General features: G+C 51.0%; 14 protein-coding genes. 5 read left to right on the top strand and 9 right to left on the bottom strand.

Features of this window, described 5'->3' with window-relative positions:
• Positions 1-272 precede the first annotated feature (272 nt).
• On the top strand, positions 273-767 hold the full coding sequence (gene mscL / locus NKT06_RS02970) for a large conductance mechanosensitive channel protein MscL (RefSeq protein ID WP_253429706.1): 495 nt from the start codon (positions 273-275) through the stop codon (positions 765-767).
• Positions 768-1003: 236 nt separating this feature from the next.
• Here the strand turns inward: mscL and NKT06_RS02965 are convergent, their stop codons facing one another.
• Positions 1004-1306: a hypothetical protein gene (locus NKT06_RS02965; protein ID WP_253429703.1), complete on the bottom strand. Its 303-nt coding sequence runs from the start codon at positions 1304-1306 to the stop codon at positions 1004-1006.
• An 80-nt stretch (positions 1307-1386) separates the two neighbouring features.
• Between NKT06_RS02965 and NKT06_RS02960 the strand changes: the two genes are divergently transcribed.
• Positions 1387-2079, top strand: coding sequence for an NUDIX hydrolase (locus tag NKT06_RS02960; protein WP_253429700.1), 693 nt, complete (start codon positions 1387-1389; stop codon positions 2077-2079).
• Between the two features lie 280 nt (positions 2080-2359).
• On the opposite strand, the gene NKT06_RS02955 is transcribed toward NKT06_RS02960, so the two are convergent.
• Together NKT06_RS02955 and NKT06_RS02950 are read right to left on the bottom strand one after the other, a co-directional pair.
• Positions 2360-3166, bottom strand: a complete 807-nt coding sequence (locus tag NKT06_RS02955) for a TrmB family transcriptional regulator (RefSeq protein WP_253429697.1) — start codon at positions 3164-3166, stop codon at positions 2360-2362.
• A 73-nt stretch (positions 3167-3239) separates the two neighbouring features.
• Positions 3240-4055 (bottom strand): zinc ribbon domain-containing protein, encoded by an 816-nt coding sequence (locus tag NKT06_RS02950; protein WP_253429694.1) that lies wholly within the window; start codon positions 4053-4055, stop codon positions 3240-3242.
• A 349-nt stretch (positions 4056-4404) separates the two neighbouring features.
• On the opposite strand from NKT06_RS02950, the gene NKT06_RS02945 reads away from it, so the two are divergent.
• Together NKT06_RS02945 and NKT06_RS02940 are read left to right on the top strand one after the other, a co-directional pair.
• Positions 4405-6990, top strand: coding sequence for a UvrD-helicase domain-containing protein (locus tag NKT06_RS02945; protein ID WP_253429691.1), 2586 nt, complete (start codon positions 4405-4407; stop codon positions 6988-6990).
• 97 nt (positions 6991-7087) lie between these two features.
• Positions 7088-7456 carry a hypothetical protein gene (locus tag NKT06_RS02940; RefSeq protein WP_253429688.1) on the top strand — a complete coding sequence of 123 codons (369 nt, stop codon included), beginning with the start codon at positions 7088-7090 and terminating at the stop codon, positions 7454-7456.
• Positions 7457-7546: 90 nt separating this feature from the next.
• Here the strand turns inward: NKT06_RS02940 and NKT06_RS02935 are convergent, their stop codons facing one another.
• Together NKT06_RS02935 and NKT06_RS02930 are read right to left on the bottom strand one after the other, a co-directional pair.
• Positions 7547-8617: a Gfo/Idh/MocA family protein gene (locus NKT06_RS02935; RefSeq protein ID WP_253442356.1), complete on the bottom strand. Its 1071-nt coding sequence runs from the start codon at positions 8615-8617 to the stop codon at positions 7547-7549.
• A gap of 47 nt (positions 8618-8664) precedes the next feature.
• Positions 8665-9141: a GNAT family N-acetyltransferase gene (locus NKT06_RS02930; RefSeq protein ID WP_124117826.1), complete on the bottom strand. Its 477-nt coding sequence runs from the start codon at positions 9139-9141 to the stop codon at positions 8665-8667.
• Positions 9142-9390: 249 nt separating this feature from the next.
• On the opposite strand from NKT06_RS02930, the gene NKT06_RS02925 reads away from it, so the two are divergent.
• On the top strand, positions 9391-10461 hold the full coding sequence (locus NKT06_RS02925; RefSeq protein WP_253429685.1) for a copper amine oxidase N-terminal domain-containing protein: 1071 nt from the start codon (positions 9391-9393) through the stop codon (positions 10459-10461).
• 636 nt (positions 10462-11097) lie between these two features.
• Here NKT06_RS02925 and NKT06_RS02920 read toward each other — a convergent pair.
• From NKT06_RS02920 to NKT06_RS02905, 4 genes are all read right to left on the bottom strand, one after another.
• Entirely contained in the window at positions 11098-11499 is a 402-nt protein-coding gene (locus tag NKT06_RS02920; protein WP_253429682.1) for a RidA family protein, read from the bottom strand.
• Positions 11500-11728: 229 nt separating this feature from the next.
• Positions 11729-12703: a M15 family metallopeptidase gene (locus NKT06_RS02915; RefSeq protein ID WP_253429679.1), complete on the bottom strand. Its 975-nt coding sequence runs from the start codon at positions 12701-12703 to the stop codon at positions 11729-11731.
• A gap of 392 nt (positions 12704-13095) precedes the next feature.
• Entirely contained in the window at positions 13096-13791 is a 696-nt protein-coding gene (locus NKT06_RS02910) for a hypothetical protein (RefSeq protein WP_253429676.1), read from the bottom strand.
• A gap of 46 nt (positions 13792-13837) precedes the next feature.
• Complete coding sequence (locus NKT06_RS02905; RefSeq protein ID WP_253429674.1) at positions 13838-17041, bottom strand: DEAD/DEAH box helicase; 3204 nt, start codon at positions 17039-17041, stop codon at positions 13838-13840.
• Positions 17042-17120: the final 79 nt, after the last annotated feature.

The raw sequence follows: 17120 nt of genomic DNA, 5'->3' as shown, positions 1-17120 counted from the left end.
TTGGCTCCATGATTCGTTACAATGTATGATCGCGAACCTGAATGTACATGGTTAAACATAACTGACAATGTTAGAAGTATACCGAATCGGCGGCGTGAAATAAAGAAGTATTTTCATGGAAGTTGCGGAAACTTGTCTTAATTTGCAAACAGGGGGTGATAGGAATCATTTTTTTATGTACAATATGAGAACGGAAGCGCGGATCTGAACGGAGAATGGATGGAAACGCGGCCTACATTATGAATTGAAATGATCAAAGGAGATATGCAGACATGAAAGGCGTACTTAAAGAATTCAAGGAATTTGCCGTCCGCGGCAACGTCATCGATCTGGCGGTCGGTGTCATTATTGGGGCAGCTTTTGGTAAAATCGTCACATCCCTTGTGAATGATATCATCATGCCTCCGGTTGGAAAACTGCTGGGTGGGATTGACTTCAGTCAGAAAATCATCAACCTGGATCGGGATATGAAAACAGCAAACGGACAGGAGATCACCACACTTGCTCAAGCCAACGAAGCTGGGGCTACCGTGATTGCTTATGGTCAGTTCATCAACGTCATGATTGATTTTCTTATCGTTGCGTTCTGTATCTTCATGCTTGTGAAGGGTATCAACTACCTCAAAAGCAAGGAACACAAAAAGCCCGAGCCGCAAAAAACGACCAAGGCTTGCAAGTATTGCCTATCTGAAATCCCAGCTGCGGCTACCCGCTGCTCACACTGTACTTCAGAGCTGGAAGCAGAAGGAAGCGGCGCAACAGCATAATTACAATTAGCGTTAAATCGTACACCGAATTGGCTTCCTGATATGCATCCTGATGCGAATACCGAGAACAACTTCCCGACTTGCTAGGGTTTATGTATGAAAAGCTAAGCACAAATACTTAATACGATATGGCGTAGCTTGAAGGTTCCACCGTAAAGGTGGGGCCTTCTTTTATGCCTTACATACATGTATTACATTTACTGCCCCGTGAATTTCATTCGCCCCATCTTTATGAATTAGAAACGGCGTGGCAGCAAATGCTCCAGAATCGACTTCAGATCCTTATCTTCCTTGTAAACTTCTTCCCCGGTATCCAGTTCTGTTACGCGAATATATTCAAAGTTGGCCGAAGCATCCACTGGCTTGAACAACAATTGGGCCTCATCTTCCAAACGTACATTGAATCCCATATCCTTAAACATGCTGCTTAACTGACTGCTAGCCGGTTCCTGACCCTGCCCTACAAATATAAGTCCTCGAAGGCTTTTACGCTCCTGAGGTTGCGGATAAATCACCTGAAAGTGTACAATGCATTCCATACGATCGTTCCCCTTTCGTTTAAAAACAAACTTTGTGAAATTTTGAACTTTAAAAACTGCTATATAAGGAGATACGTTTCATGAGCCCAGAACGTTTCGACATTTATGATGATCAGCAACATTGGATCGGTACAGCGCCGCGTAGCGAGGTCCATGCCAAAGGATATTGGCACCGTTCATTCCACTGCTGGATTGTGCGTGACGAAGGCGAACAACGACAGGTTCTTTTTCAGCGGCGGCGTGATGTTAAGGATACCTTCCCTGGATGTTACGACATTACAGCAGCAGGTCATCTCACCGCTGGTGAACAACTGCAAGACGCCAGTCGTGAGCTGGAGGAGGAATTGGGTGTACATGTATCTTTCGATGCACTAACCTATCTATTCACGGCTACACAGCAGCTCCAAGGAGAGGTCCGTGGTGTTCCATTCGTAGATCGGGAATTCAGTGCGGTCTATGGATTATGTCTGAACCAGCCGCTTGAAGCCTACGTTCTGCAGCCCAGCGAGGTGGATAGCCTGTATGAGGTGCCGCTGGATGATCTACTGGCATTGTTCCGTAGTGAAATCGATGTCATTCAAGCTACCGGAGTTCAGACTCAGCCGTTGATATCACCACCACATTCCAGCAGTCATAAGGAGCCATTAAGCGATCATGCAGCTTATACACCGGAGCGTATCGTTCGTGAGATTCTGGCAACGGAATTTGTGCCCCATGGCACTGCTTATTATACGGACGTGCTGGAAGCACTGTATCACTTGCCCAAAGATTGATCATGTACAATCCTGCTCAACCCGATCCAGTTCAATCGAATGTTCATAGCTTCATTTTCTCAAAAATAGCATAACTTCATACCTTTACTATTGACCTGACTGGAAACAGATGCTGTGACGAACATCACTGTGATACCTCAAACCAGCATAAACAGGCGTCTGCCTCTCCGGCAGCGCCTGCTTTATGTACGCAACAGAATTATTCGTTCATCGAGATTAAGAAAGATACCTTTGTGCTGGCATGTTCACTCCATCAGAGGTGAATTAGTCGCCGATCTGTCTAACTCTGGTCACCCTCTCCTGAAGGAGAAGACCAATAACGCGCAGAGAGTTCTTCGTACCGGTGCCCATAGCGGGACTCCAGTTCCTCCCCCATATCCTGTTCCAGTTCGTACAACACCAGCTCTTGAGCAAAATGATTCAGTAGCAGTCCGGTCATTACCGGATGCTCCGTCACCACTGCCTGTGTGGCGCATGATTCCCCGCGCATGCCCAGCATGCACCAGCGGCGATCGACCACCAGGGAAAATTTCCGACCATTACCTGTGCCGTACAAAGGCAAACCCGGCCAAGGGACAGGCTGATCAAGCATGCCTTCACCACCATCACACGACCATAACAGCCGCACACCCCGAGCTTCAGCCTGCTGTAAATCATGACGCAGCAGCTCTGCCTCTTCACGCCAGACATCTACAACAATCTCATGCTGAGCCTCAGCCAATTCACGGCTCAGATTCTCAAACACATTTTTGTCACCCTCAATGTTATAGAAGACAGGCTTCTCCGGTTCGCTCTTGGGCATGCTGCTCTGGACATAATCCAGAGAGGTACGCATCTGATCCGAGATCATACGCGTCATCTCCTCAGGCTTCAACACACTATACTTCGCAGGCTCCCCCGGGCTACACCGCAGGAAACCACGTTGTTCCAGCCGTTGCAGGGTCGCATATACATTGGAACGGGACACGCCCAGCCGCTTCGCAACCTCATATCCTGAGGCTGATCCCTGGCGGGCGAGTTCCACCATAATTTTAGATTCCATCTCTGTAAACCCGAGATGACGCAAATGATGCAGCAGTTGGTCCATATTCCCGTCCCCCCATGCTGTCAGCAACCCACACTGCCTCACACTGATGCGGCAGTGCTTCTACTGCATCAGATCAGATCTGTTCAGCACCACAGCGCGGGCACCACTTCGAACCTTTGGGCAGCTCGGCTGCACAAATCTGACAATTCACCATTTCGCGTGACACTTCGGTCTGTACGTCCACCGTGTTCACAATCGGGTTATTTTCTTTCCAGTAGCGGATGCGTTCGTCCAGCTCCTGCTGACGCTCACGTTCCCGTTGCATCTCTTCATCTCTGCGACGTTCCCACTCTGCATCGAACGCTTCCTTTTCTTCCTGCGTAAATTCCGTACTGTTATATTCTGATTCCGTCTCCAGATCGGCTATGGAAGGAATGACCGTGTGATACGGCTCGTCTTCCTCCAGTTCCAATTCAGCTGGCGCATCGTAGAAGTCCGGCTCCGGATTTTGGGTTTGAGTTACAGCTGCCTCTTGTCTCGCAGCTGTGGTCGCTTTTGCAACTCCTGCAGCTCCTACTGTAGGTGCTGCTGTCTTGAGTTCACCCAACTTGCGTCCACATTTAGGACAGAAGTTGGCATCTAGGGAAGCGACATGCCCACACTCGCACAACCGTTCATTCTTCAGCTGTGCAATCTTGTTGCGCAGACCATCAATCTCGTCCTGCAATTCGTCGCAGAGCTGCGACAGATCCACCATCTCTTTTTCTGCACGCGTCATATCCTGTGCCCGATAGCCCTCATAGAAGATGCGACCCATATCTGTAAAATGGACTTCCTGTTCCTGTTGCAAGCCCACAATCTGGTTGTTCAGTTTTCCAATCTCAACGGCGTGCTGGGCACGCTCTGTTGCTTTGTTCGCTCCGTCTTTGATGCGTTGAAGCAGTTTCATGACCATTCCTCCTCTGTCCCGTCAAAACCCATATTATCATTTCTATTTAGTAGTAAATTAGCATATTACATCCTTCATGCAAAATGCTCAGGCATATAACTTATACGATATCATGCCAAAAAGTTGCGTAATCTCGTGCAGGTGCCCGTTTTATACCGATACTGGATGAAATCGGGGGCTTTCGTCAAGACCATACGTTCGGGTATAATGAAGCTTTGACCATACTTAACCGCCTGATTAGGCGACTAACTCTATCATACCAATTTACAATGCGATTGTGAAAAGGGCAAATGGTTTACTTTTAGCTGGGATAGTCCTATCCCTGAATGCATACAGAGGTGGATGAAACATGTTAAGTCCGAACTCAACGTTCTACCCCCGTCCGCTCGGGGTTACCCCGGCGGCATCCCTGCCCCAGTCCCCGTCTGCTCCGCTGGAGACCAGTCGGCAACTCGTGGGCAATGATCAACAGGATGCCTTTTATTTTCGTTCTCTTGAAGAGGCAGGCATCAAGTTAAACGCTCCACAAATCTCGGCTGTCCGCCATGGCAGAGGACCGATTCTGACGCTTGCTGGAGCCGGTTGCGGCAAAACTACTGTGTTGGCTGCAAGAGCCGGCTACCTCATAGAGGTCAGCGGCGTACATGCAGGCAGTATCCTGCTGGTGACGTTCACCAACAAAGCCGCCACCGAGATGAAAGACCGGATCGCCGCATTGCCGGGTATACGTCCGGCCGCCGCAAGAGCCGTGCAGGCTCGCACCTTCCACTCTTTTGCGCTGACATTGCTGCGTCATTATGGCGTACAGGAAGAGATTTTTGGCGAGTCACGGGCTCAGCATACGGTGCTCAAGATGCTTTTGCGGCAAAATGGCATGAGTGAAGCCTTCCAGCCTGAAAGTTTGCTGGCGATGCTGTCCGCGTGGAAGATGCAAGGATCGGAAACAACCGACCTGCCTGAAAAGTCACAGGAAGAACGCGATGCCAAGCGTGTTCTGCTTGGTTACGAAGCTTGGAAGCAGGAGCGGGGCAAAATGGACTTTGACGATATTTTACTGCGCGCAGCCGCTCTGCTTCGTGACCCCGCTGTCCTGGGGCCGCTTCAGAAACGTTTTCAGTACATTATGGTGGATGAGTTCCAGGATACCAACCATCTGCAATATGAGATTGTGCAAAAACTGGCTTCCGCCCACCGCAACCTGATGGTTGTTGGAGATGATGACCAGACGATCTATACCTTTAATGGCGCACGCCAGGAATCGATTTTGGAATTCGATAAAGTATACCCCGGTGCACGCATTGTGACGCTGGATATCAATTATCGCAGTGATGCACGCATTCTGGGACTCGGAAGTGAACTGGTCGCCCGCAATAAACGCAGACGTAACAAACGGCTGCGTGCCGCCGGAAACCGCGGAGATGCGCCGCGTTTTGCCACACCATCCAATGCGGAGGAAGAAGCGGCATGGGTCGTGAATCAGCTCTGCCAACAAGTTGAAGAAGGGCAGCACACCTATCGTGATATTGCGATTCTTCACCGGACTGCAAGCAGCAGCCGGGCTGTATTCGAGCAGCTTGTGTTGAAAGATGTACCTTTTGTACAGCATGGTGCCTCCCCGGTGTTCTACGACCAGTCTCTCATCAGGCCCCTGATGGATCATCTGCGTCTGTCTCTTGATCCACGAGCCATGGATGCTCTTCCCAGTGCGCTGGGACCGCTCTACGTTTCACGGGATGCTGGCCTGGAATGGATACAGCGCTGCGAACAACAACAGGCGAAGAAATATCCACTCATCCATCTGGTGAAATGGGACAAGCTGAAACCATTCCAGCAGGAGCAGGTCAAGGAGCGCATCAAGCTGATCAAATCACTGCACAAACTAAAGCCTATCATCGCCATTCAGGAAATGCGCAGGCAGTTCTACGACAAGTATATGGAAAGTGGTGATCCCAGCATCTTCACCCATTATAAGGAAACGATGCTGGAAACCCTGGATGAATTCGAAGCTGCCGTCAAAAAATTCGAAACGGTGGAAGAGTTCATCCAGTTCGCCGACGAGTTATCCCGCAGACACCGGGAGATGGAATCTTTACGCCGCGCACAGGACAGTGACGCAGTGCAGTTGATGACCATTCACCGGGCCAAAGGACTGGAGTTCCCTTGTGTGTACTGGATCGGAGCCAGTGAAGGCATTGTGCCTCACAGTACAGCACTTCGCCAGGATATCCCCGAAGATCAGAAAGCCGCGCTTGCTATGCAACAGACAGACGCCGAACTGGACATGGCGCTGGAGGAAGAGCGCAGGCTCGCCTATGTTGCCATCACACGGGCCAAGCAGTACTTGTATGTCACTTCACCGGCGAGCCATCACGGAAAACCAGCGGATGTGTCCCGCTTCCTGCTGGAAGCCTTCGGCATGGAAGTTCCGGACAAACGTAAACCTCGTGAAGAGAGCCGGACGAGCAGCCAGGCTTCATATGGTAAAGGTAATGGATCGGGTGCCCGCTCGGGATCGGGTGCCCGTTCCGAAGGTCGGGATGTGGCACAACGCCGTGCCATCAGCCACAGTGACCGTCGTGACTTCGAGGTCCACAACGAACGTGATGAGGATCGCCTTGGTGAACGGCGTGGTAGTGGGGAGATTCGCAATCATAAGGCGTTCAGTACCACAGGTATAAGTCCAACCGCTGCGAGTTCCTCCCGTTTACAGTCTCACAGTTCAGGTTCAGGCTCAGGTAATCCTGAGCGCACAGAGACCGTTGCGGTCTGGAAATGCAGTTCATCCACCTGTAAAGCGTGGCTAAGACAGAAGCCGGCTGTGCCTTCAAAAGCAACCAAGAAGGCATCATCGGGTCCTCCCGCCTGTCCCCTGTGTTCAGGATCGATGGAGGCCGGTACCCGCCAGGTTCCCGTAACGGGGAGATTCGGGAAATAAACGATATGGGATACAGTTATAGCTCGTTTCAGGGCGCTTTTTGCTGTTTATTAACAGTAGAAGCGTCTTTTTTCCATTTCAGAATGGGGGTTGGCTTATGCAGGACGGCAAACAACATCTGTATGTATCGGTAACTCATAACCTGATTGAACGAACAAAGAACGAATCTACACCCTTTGAGGTGTTGGTGGATGACGAACAGTTGGGCCGATTAAAAGACCTGATGAAGGTGCTGGAGGATGACGATGCCTACACGTTGCAACGGGCTCCCGTACCCTACAAATCGGCAGACCACGATGAGGCAACAGAGCAATTTTCAGATGGTATGACTCTGCTGTACACCTTTCTGTATGACCATGGCACGCCGGATACCCGGCAGGCTATTGAGAGCATGAACGTGCTTCCAAGGCTGCAGGATACGGATTATGATGACCCTGGATACGAGAATTCACCACTGAATAAATGACCTGATGCCAAAAAGCATGCGTAACCGCAGATCACGCGGAAGACGCATGCTTTTTAATATGATGAAGGACAACTGCCATGTAAACCAGACTCAATCCAGACGAATCTCCTGCCCTTTCTCAGCGGATTCGTAGATTCCGCACAGCATACGTGTCGAAGCCACCCCATCCGCAATGGGACTGATCGGTTCTGTACCGTTCAGGCAACAATCCACAAAGTGGTCAATCTGGTTCTGAAATGCACTATGAATATGGAGACCCGTATTGTCCGTCTGGGGTTCAATATTCAGGATGGTGTTATTTTTCTCCGTGACGATCAGTGTCTCCGGCTCCAGTTCGAATCCACCACGCTCGCCGTATATTTTCACTGATGATTCATCTCCGCGTGCATGCAGGGTAAAGCTTACATCCACCACTAGCGAAGCTCCGTTTTCAAACCGAATGAGTGCATTCGCCATATCTTCCACGTCATTCACAGCTGCGCTGTAGTCGGCTGCTTTGTAAAAAGAAAGATGTTCGATATGGGCACGATTGCCCAGCTTCCGATACGTATTACCGCTGACGGAAACAGGCTTGGGCTTGCCCATCAGATACCAGCATTGGTCAATGATATGTACGCCCAGATCAATCAGGGGACCTCCGCCGGAACGGCTTTTGTCAGCGAACCAACCGCCTGGATTACCGTGACGACGCAGAATGGAAGCTTTGGCATAATACAATTCACCAAACTCTCCGGCATCTATGAATCTGCGCATCATCTGCATATTGTTGTCATACCGACGCACAAATCCAACGATAAAGGTACGTCCGCTCTTCTTCACCGCTTCTTCAATCCGCAGTGCATCTTCCACATTGGTTGCCACCGGTTTCTCCAGCAACACATGCTTGCCTGCCTCCAGTGCAGCAATGGCGAATTCCGCGTGTGTATTGTTCCAGGTACAGATACTTACAGCATCCACATGCGGGTCCTCCAGCATCTCCCGATAATCGGTATACACCGATTGGGCATCATACTTCTGTGCCGCAGCCTTAGCCCGCTCTTCGTTCAGATCACAGATGGCATAGATGACAGCATCCTCATTTTTGGCATAACACCTCATATGAAGATCCGAGATGGATCCTGTACCGATCATTCCAATGTGCAGCATTTGTTTCGTGCTCATCATCGTCCTCCCTTCCTTTTCCACAACTTCCACAACATCACTATCGTCTAGTCTGCCCGCAGCATGCCTTCGTAAATACCCGGCGTTGAATTTTCAATCTTCACAGCACCCAGCGTTCGGGCATAGAAATCCACAGGTCCCGCTGATCCGATAATGGCATACCCGTAACCGTCCGCCTTCATCGCATGCATACAAGCCAGTAACAGGGCTGTGCCTACACCTTTGCCCCGTGCATCCTGGCTCACGCCTGTCGGTCCAAAGAAGTTCCTGCATGTCGCTTCGTAACAGGCAAATCCGATCATTTTTCCATGCTCAACGGCAATATAACAGGACACGGGCTGACGTGCAAAAGCGACCTCACATTCATCCACCCAAGCCTGGCTAAAATGTGACCTCACCCAATCCAGTACAAGCTGCTTCTCTGGGGCAATGGCTCTTCGAATCACAATGGAGGATTCCTCCAGCTTTCTCAGTCCACTCTCTTGCTCCGGTAAACGATAGAGCGCTACTAACATATCACTCATCTAATCGGTTCCTCCTCGTACTTGAGTATGAAATAGGAAAAAGGTTCGGCCACTTACCTGAAATTAACCTAATCCTGCTGCGGATAACCTGCAATACAAGCGATATTTCAAATCTTAACTAACATACCGCTTAGATTCATTGCATGCCAACTGCAACACTGAGACGATATGTCCCGTCTATTAACTTGAAGCGTGGCCCTAAGGAAGATTTTACCGCGACATTACAAAGATTAGAAGGGATGAATATTGATGAATAACAACATGAAAAAAGTAAGTGCGCTGATGGCCCTATCCATGGCATTGGGTGGTGGAGCCGCTTATGCAGCAACACTGGACAACACACAACCAGTCCATCAAACATCCATTTCAGCAGATAGTAACGCAGCTGGTGCAGTAAACGTATCCGTGAATGGTGCATCCATCTCCGATGGTTATTGGAACAAGGATGGCAAAGTAGCCATGATTCCACTGCGTGATCTTACCGAAGCACTGGGTATTGAACTGAAGTGGCATAAAGAAAATAAAACCGCAGAACTGACGCGAGGTGTTCTCTGGACACAGGTAATCACAGGCAAAGATCAATATTCCGTAAATAAAATGCTGCTCACGCTGGGTACAGCACCCGAAATCACAGGCGGCACGTTGTATGTACCGGCTTCTTTTGCCGAAAAGGTACTCCATGGACAAGTGAACACAACAGGAAATCAGGTGACGATCTCCAGTGAAGAGGACGTGAAGACGGTTACGGAACGTGGTGTAATTACCAGAATCTCGAACCAGGACAAATATAAGTCCATCCAGATTGGCGGTGCAGGTACGGATGGTATTGTGCTCAATTTGAGCGATGAGACGAAATTCATCTCCGTTGAGGGGAAAGAGATTGCACTGACTGATCTGGCCATTGGCATGAACGTGGAAGCTGAGCATTCAATGATCACTACCCGCAGTCTGCCACCTCAAACGCCTACCTATAAAGTTACTGTACTGGATGCGGCTGCAGCATCTGAGGCACAACCTAAAGAGGTACTGGGTACTGCCGGTACGATTGAAAATGTAACAACAACTGAAGGCGGCATCTCACAGATTGAGATCACAGGTACACGTTTATCTGAGACGGCTCCTGACCATGTCGTGCTGAATATCGCTAAAGATACGCTGCTCGTGAATCACGAAGGCGAAACGGTAAAGGCCGAAGAACTGACTAAAGGAACTAAAGTCATCGTTTTCTACAGCCCTATGCTAACACGCAGTCTGCCTCCAATCGGAACGGCATGGAAAGTGGTCGTTGAGACACCAGCAGAACAACTAGAAGCGAAATAAATCGACTAGTAAACGCGACTGGTTGAGCTGAGGCATATGTTCTATGTTGCTAACCGCATGCATATCTTGGCTTGGTATCAGGAAGGCGGCGCATCATAATGTCCAGCCACAGCGAAGTCAATAAAAATAACCTTATCCGCTTGTCTTCCGACAGGCATGGGTAAGGTTATTGGTTTTTGGTTTTTGGTTTTTGGTTTTTGGTTTTTGGTTTTTGGTTTTTGGTTTTTGGTTTTTGGTTTTTGGTTTTTGGTTTTTGGTTTTTGGTTTTTTGGATCGTGCCTTCAAACTTGTTCCAAAGCGAAGCGCACCTGAACTTGTCCGGAGCAGGCACTTGCAACGTACGCTGTATACGACATGCCCCTGAATAAAACATGCGCTGCATACGGAATGTAAGAGCAAGCAGAATTAGCGCTAACGAATCTGAGACGTCTTATTCAAGGATTTGAAGTGCCTGTAAAAACCTAAGGAATCTCAGCCACGCTATGTGTGAATAAACAGCTGTTTACAGCGTTTTTGTCAGGGTAATTCGGAAAATAACGTGCCTGATGTTCCTTACATTTTAAGAAGAAGACCTGAGGGCCAAATAAGACGTCCTGAGTTCCTTAGAAAATCTTCACGATAAACGAGATCGCCAGATCAATCGGCTTGGACTGCTTCTTCAACAATCGCTTCCACTTCAATCTCAACCATCAACAAGGGATCAATGAGTGCGCTAACTTCAACCATGGTGGCTACAGGCTGAATCTGTCCAAAATATTCACCGTGGGCCTTGCCAACTTCCTCCCACCTGGAGATATCGGTCACAAACATTCGGGTTCTAACGACATGCGACATGTCAGCCCCCAATTCTTTCAGTGCATTCTCGATTGTCTGCAAAATGAATCTTGTCTGTGCATACGGATCACCTGCCCCAACAACTACACCATCTTGCATCGCGGTTGTACCCGCCACTTCGATTCGGTTCCCCACACGGATAGCACGGCAATATCCCACCAACGGTTCCCATGGGGAGCCGGTAAAAACCTGCTGTCTGCTCATTCTCTCGTCCCTCGCTTTGGTTGTATTTATCTCATCTGATTAAACATGAATTATATCAGTCCCCCATCATCTCAGACAATGGAATGAAGTTTAATTCTATCTTAACTCCATTAACATTATTGCACAGAAAAAAATCCCCTGAATGATTGCCCATTGTTAGATCAAGAGCGGTTCATTCGGGGATTTTAGGAAAATTAGAGTTTTTTATTTAAGAAATGAAGCTCCTGAATTACAACTTGATATTAGCCTCATCGAAGTATTCTTCCAGAGTTAACCCACTCTTCGCCACATCCGGTGCCAAATCTGTACCGATGTACCGGATATGCCAAGGCTCATAGACGTAACCTGTGGTATCTTCTTCACCTTTCAGATAACGGATGACGTATCCATATTCTGCAGCGTGTTCAGCCAACCACTGGCCTTCCTTCGATGTGCCGAATACCTCTTCCAGCACATTGCCCACACTCGGACTGGATACATCAATAGCAAGACCGGTCTGATGTTCGCTTCTGCCTGGAACAGAGCTTACACGATCCGTGTATTCCTGACCTTTGGTTTTGACATTGTTGTTGTAGATGGACACCTGACGCTGATATGAACGATAACCAGACACCGCACGAAGCTCAATGCCATCCGCTTTTGCACCTGCAAACAACTTCTCCAGTGCCTCCGCCGCTTCCTTGCGCATATGCCGCTTCTCGTGAGGTTCATCGAAGGAGAACGGTACATTAGGTTCCACCAGATCGTCCGGCTCGTACCCTTCAGGCAGACTGCGTTGTTTGTTCACAATGACCGTCATAGATGTGGCATTGGTCACCACAGCTTCTGCGTCAATTGTTGTTTGCAGTGCGCTGATGCTGCGTTTCTCCATCAATGGATCTTCCGCTGTCGCTCCGTTACCATCGTCTGAAGAACCCTGCTCTTCGCCAGCCGATGCATTCCCAGACTCGCTATCCGTGCCTTCACCGCTGTTGCCAGAAGATAATGTATCATCCCCGCCAGCATTGTCACCGTCCGATCCCTTGTCCTCGGTAAAATGTACCGTTGTGCCGTCCGACTCCTGTTGTGCGTTACCTGTTCCATTCGGATTCTGGCTCTCCTCTGTGCCTGAACCGTTCTGGCACGCGGCAAGCAATGCTCCGCATATCATCAATGAGGACAGCATAACCACCATGCGGCGCTGTCTTCCTGTACGTGATTTCATGTAAAAACTCCTATCGCAATAATATAAATGTTGTCTAGTTGTCTGCGTGCAATGTTCCCTGCGAAAGTATACCTTAATTGGCTGCGAAGCTCCACCGGTAAAGACCTCCTTTAGAAGAGATCTTCATGAACATATACGGGTTGTACAGCCTGTATGATCGTTTTTTGGACTTTTAGAGCAGCATTCCCGCGGAAATAAAATGAATTGAATCATGCAACATGCTGCAATACAAACAAGCAGAGGTGATCTGAGATCTCCCCCGCTCTGATGGGTGTATCATTTGGTTGCCGGGCTGTCCGTCTTCTTCTGGACAGCCTGCCACATCCGCGCGGCTACACGCTCGCGGATCAAATCCAGCCCTGCGGTGGCCGGCACGCCCGGCAGCAGCGCCGTCAGCTCCGGCAAGGCCGGCGGCTTGCCCGGCTGCGTGAGGCGCACCTCAACGGCGCCAAAGCCTGGCCCCGGCTGATGCATGGCGCCGTCCGCGGCGGCCTCGGCGATCCACTCGCCAACGGCCGCGCCGCCTTCGCCGCCCCGCACTTGCGGGCGGCCAGCCGTTCCGCTGCGCGGCCGGGGCCGCTGGGATCATGGGCGAGTTCCTCCGCCCATGCCCCCAGCACGCCGGCGAGCAGCGCTTCGCGCGGCAGGCCGGCGTGCGCCAGCTGCAGCAGCGGCTCGGCCGCGAGGCGCGCGGCTACGGCGTGCTCAGCGGCCGCGGCATGCGCGCAGTTCGGGCGGCCACAGGTGCACGCCACGGCTGCGCTGGCCGTTGCTGCGCCTGGCGAGCCCTCGGGCGCTTGCGCAGCCGGCAGCAGACCGGCAAGCTCCTCGGGCGCCGGGCCGCCGCGCAGCAGGGCGTACAGCGTCAGCGGGCGCTTGCGCAGCTGAGCCAGCACAGCCTCGCGCTCGGCTTCGCTCAGTCGCGCCGGCGTTCCCGTGACCGTGAACACGCCTGCAACGGCTGTTCCGGTCTTACCTGCCTCAGCGGAAGCGTGCGCTTCCTGCCCCGCCGCATCCGCTGCTGTATTTACTTCTGCTGTCCATCCACCGGGGGACATATGCAGCTCGATCTTCCATTTTTCGCTCACAACAATCCCCCTTTCTCAACATCTATATTCCCCTGAATGTTCAGGGTCACAGCCACGTCTCGCCCTGAAGAGAAATCAGGCCACGCAGCTCATCATCCGACATCTCAGTCAGCCAGTTCTCACCTGAACCAACAACCTGCTCGGAGAGTGCCTTCTTGCTCTCAATCAGCTCATCAATCCGTTCCTCCAGTGTTCCCTGACAGATCAACTTATGCACTTGCACGTTGCGATTCTGCCCGATTCGGAATACACGGTCCGTCGCCTGATTTTCAACCGCAGGATTCCACCACCGGTCATAGTGAACGACATGACTCGCCCGTGTCAGATTCAGACCTACACCTCCGGCACGAAGAGACAGAACAAACATGGACGGGCCCTCTCCTTTTTGGAAAGTCTCCACCATCTCATCCCGTTGCGCCTTCGACACACCACCATGCAGGAAATAAGGTTCTTCCTCATATCGCTGTTTCAATCTCGACACCAACAGATCTCCCATAGCAACATACTGCGTGAAAATCAGGGCCGATTCCCCGTTATCACGGATGGCGTCCAGCAGTTCAAGCAATCGTTCCATCTTACCGGATGCCTCTGCCTTGCCATGGTCTTTCCGATTGCTGTCCGCCAGCACCGGATGATCACAGATCTGCTTGAGCTTGGTCAGAGAGGACAGAACAATCCCCTTCCGGGCAATGCCATTTCTGCCGTCCAGACCACCCATCAAATCATCCACCACACGCTGGTACAACACCGTCTGCTCAGGAGTCAGAGAACAGTAAGATTTCAGTTCAAGCTTCTCTGGCAGATCCTTGCGAATATCCGGATCACTTTTCAACCTGCGCAGCATGAATGGAGATACCAGTCGATGAAGCTCACGCAAGGAGGCTGCATTTTCTTCGGATGGCCCCAGTCCCGTATACCGCTGGCGGAACGATGAAGCTGTGCCCAGATATCCCGGATTGAGAAACTGGAAAATCGACCAAAGTTCGCTCAATCGGTTCTCTACAGGCGTTCCCGTCATCGCAATACGATGAAGTGTAGACAGGCGCATCACGCTTTGCGCTTGCTTGGTACGGTAGTTCTTAATATATTGTGCCTCATCCAGCACAATGGTGGACCAGTGCAATGAAGCCAGATCCGGGCCATCTCTGCCTGCCAGATGATAGGTCGTCAGTACAATGTCATGCGTCTGTGCTTCTGCCTGAAAATCCTTACCGTGCAACCGTTGTCCGCCATGATGAATGTACAGCGACAGATCCGGGGCAAACCGCTTCAGTTCACGCTGCCAGTTTCCAAGCAGCGAGGTAGGACACACAATAAGTGCAGGCAGATGAACAGGTTGCTCATTCATGTGCTGATCCGCCGGGAAAGAATCATCTGATCCATCCAGCATTTCATTCTCACGTGCTTCCTCTGCAGCCGCCTGGCGTTCTTCGTGTTTGCGATCCAGCAGACAGGTAATGACCTGAATGGTCTTCCCAAGTCCCATATCATCCGCAAGACATACGCCAAAGCCTAGATCACGCATCGCGGATAACCATTGGAAACCTCGTTCCTGATAAGGTCTTAGTTCACCATGCAATTCTGCCGGAACCTGACGAGGCTCAATGCTGCGAAGCACCTGTCCATCAAGCAGGAAAGCAAGCATCCCATCAGATTCGGCGCCAAAGACGGAAAGGCCCTTCCATGCGGAATCCTCCCCTTCATCCGCAGCCAGATGCAGCCATTCGGAGAGAGGCATATATTGTTCTTCTTCTTTTTTCATATAACGCAGGACTTGGCGAATCTCTTTTGTATCCACTTCAATCCACTCACCGCGGAACATGACATAGGGAACTGTGGATTCAGCCAATGCTGCCAGTTCCTCTGCCGTGACCGGTTTACCGTCCAACATGGGCTCTGCTTTGAAAGCAACCAATTGTTCCATACCGAGTGCTGATGTGGCTCCAGGCAACCGCTCTGTTCCCCGATTCAACATCTGCAGACGGAGTCCCGCACGACGTTTCCCAGCACGACTCCACTTTGAAGGCATGAGAACGGTTATCCCAGCCTTCTGCAAACGCGGAACCGCATGCGTTAGAAATTCAAAGAAACCCTGCTGCTCCAGCTTGATTCCCTCCGGGCGAGCGGTAAGTAGCGCCGTCTCCAGTTCAGGTGCCAATTCTGCTGCTTGCCCGAGCGCCATCAGTAACTGCTCTGCCGCCGAGGTATATAACACTTTCCCTCGGTCCAGATCTCGCTCCGGATGTGCCCAGATGGTCCGCGCAGGCAGCCTCAGGCTTGGTTCCTGCTCACTATCTACCCAGAAGCTGATTCCCCAGATCGTTTCATGTTCGCCCAGTGGAGGCTCCAGACGGAGTGCCAGCTTCAATTGGCCTTCAGCAGGCGCCATCTCTTCTGCGCCCACGATCGGCATCGATGTTCCACCAACTTCTTGCAGCGTATGAATAAACGCTGTCATATCGTCCGTTGGCCCTTGCACCGTCACTGGACGGAACATCGAGATCAGACTGTTCCACCAAAGTTCGGCTACTGGCGAAGAGCCGCGTCGATATGGCGTGCGGTAACGGGACAGTTCACTGTCCATGCCCTCCAGTTCACTTGTCACTACAGCATGAATCATGCCACTCATGAATGAAAATAATACCGCAGCCCCTGCTTCTTCACGCGTTTCCGGTTCCAATGAAGCATAGGCTCCAGGAGCAGAAAGTCCAATTGGCGGCATCGCTTCAGCAAGATCGCGGAAGCGTTCAATATCCTCCTCAGACTGCAAGCGCGGCCGCCATACGCCTGTTAATGTCTCTTGCCCGGTCCGTCGCCGTGCTCCGGTCTTTGCTGCGAATTCAGCTGATGGAGCAATTGCTCCCCGCAACAGCAGCTCCTGTGTGAACTGCGCCGCTTTGATCCAGTAACGCATCTCTTCTCCAACCTGAATTCCGGCTGCATTGAACAAACGGTCATCCCATTGCAGCAGCAATCTGAAGGCATCCTTAGGCGAGACCGCCAATCCTTCCAATGTGCGCCCCAACAGTTGACGCCGCTTCGTGTTCTTGGCTTCAGCCGTGTTCCTCAGCGGATTCGGCCAGCGCAGCTCCGCAAGACGCAGAGCGGCAGGCTGAAACAGACGACCCCCGTCGCCAAAATTCAACCGTCTTACCACGTGGCTCCATGCATCCACACGCGGTTCCGATGTTTCACCGGAAAAACAAAAAAATACGTCACCAAGCCATACTCCATACAGCGATTGCATCATTAAAGTCTCCCGTCATCCCTTCGCATTGTTACTCTCCATCATATACGAAAATGATCGGATTTAAAAACCTTTGCCCACA

Origin of the sequence: Paenibacillus sp. 1781tsa1 (assembly GCF_024159265.1) — a bacterium.
GTDB lineage: Bacteria > Bacillota > Bacilli > Paenibacillales > Paenibacillaceae > Paenibacillus.
Note: the sequence above shows the minus strand (reverse complement) of the source record. Positions and strands in the feature narration are given on the sequence as shown.

Coding starts and splice junctions, on each gene's coding strand:
- mscL (WP_253429706.1), top strand. CDS start 273: ATGAAAGGCGTACTTAAAGAATTCAAGGAATTTGCCGTCCGCGGCAAC.
- NKT06_RS02965 (WP_253429703.1), bottom strand. CDS start 1,306: ATGGAATGCATTGTACACTTTCAGGTGATTTATCCGCAACCTCAGGAG.
- NKT06_RS02960 (WP_253429700.1), top strand. CDS start 1,387: ATGAGCCCAGAACGTTTCGACATTTATGATGATCAGCAACATTGGATC.
- NKT06_RS02955 (WP_253429697.1), bottom strand. CDS start 3,166: ATGGACCAACTGCTGCATCATTTGCGTCATCTCGGGTTTACAGAGATG.
- NKT06_RS02950 (WP_253429694.1), bottom strand. CDS start 4,055: ATGAAACTGCTTCAACGCATCAAAGACGGAGCGAACAAAGCAACAGAG.
- NKT06_RS02945 (WP_253429691.1), top strand. CDS start 4,405: ATGTTAAGTCCGAACTCAACGTTCTACCCCCGTCCGCTCGGGGTTACC.
- NKT06_RS02940 (WP_253429688.1), top strand. CDS start 7,088: ATGCAGGACGGCAAACAACATCTGTATGTATCGGTAACTCATAACCTG.
- NKT06_RS02935 (WP_253442356.1), bottom strand. CDS start 8,617: ATGAGCACGAAACAAATGCTGCACATTGGAATGATCGGTACAGGATCC.
- NKT06_RS02930 (WP_124117826.1), bottom strand. CDS start 9,141: ATGAGTGATATGTTAGTAGCGCTCTATCGTTTACCGGAGCAAGAGAGT.
- NKT06_RS02925 (WP_253429685.1), top strand. CDS start 9,391: ATGAATAACAACATGAAAAAAGTAAGTGCGCTGATGGCCCTATCCATG.
- NKT06_RS02920 (WP_253429682.1), bottom strand. CDS start 11,499: ATGAGCAGACAGCAGGTTTTTACCGGCTCCCCATGGGAACCGTTGGTG.
- NKT06_RS02915 (WP_253429679.1), bottom strand. CDS start 12,703: ATGAAATCACGTACAGGAAGACAGCGCCGCATGGTGGTTATGCTGTCC.
- NKT06_RS02905 (WP_253429674.1), bottom strand. CDS start 17,041: ATGATGCAATCGCTGTATGGAGTATGGCTTGGTGACGTATTTTTTTGT.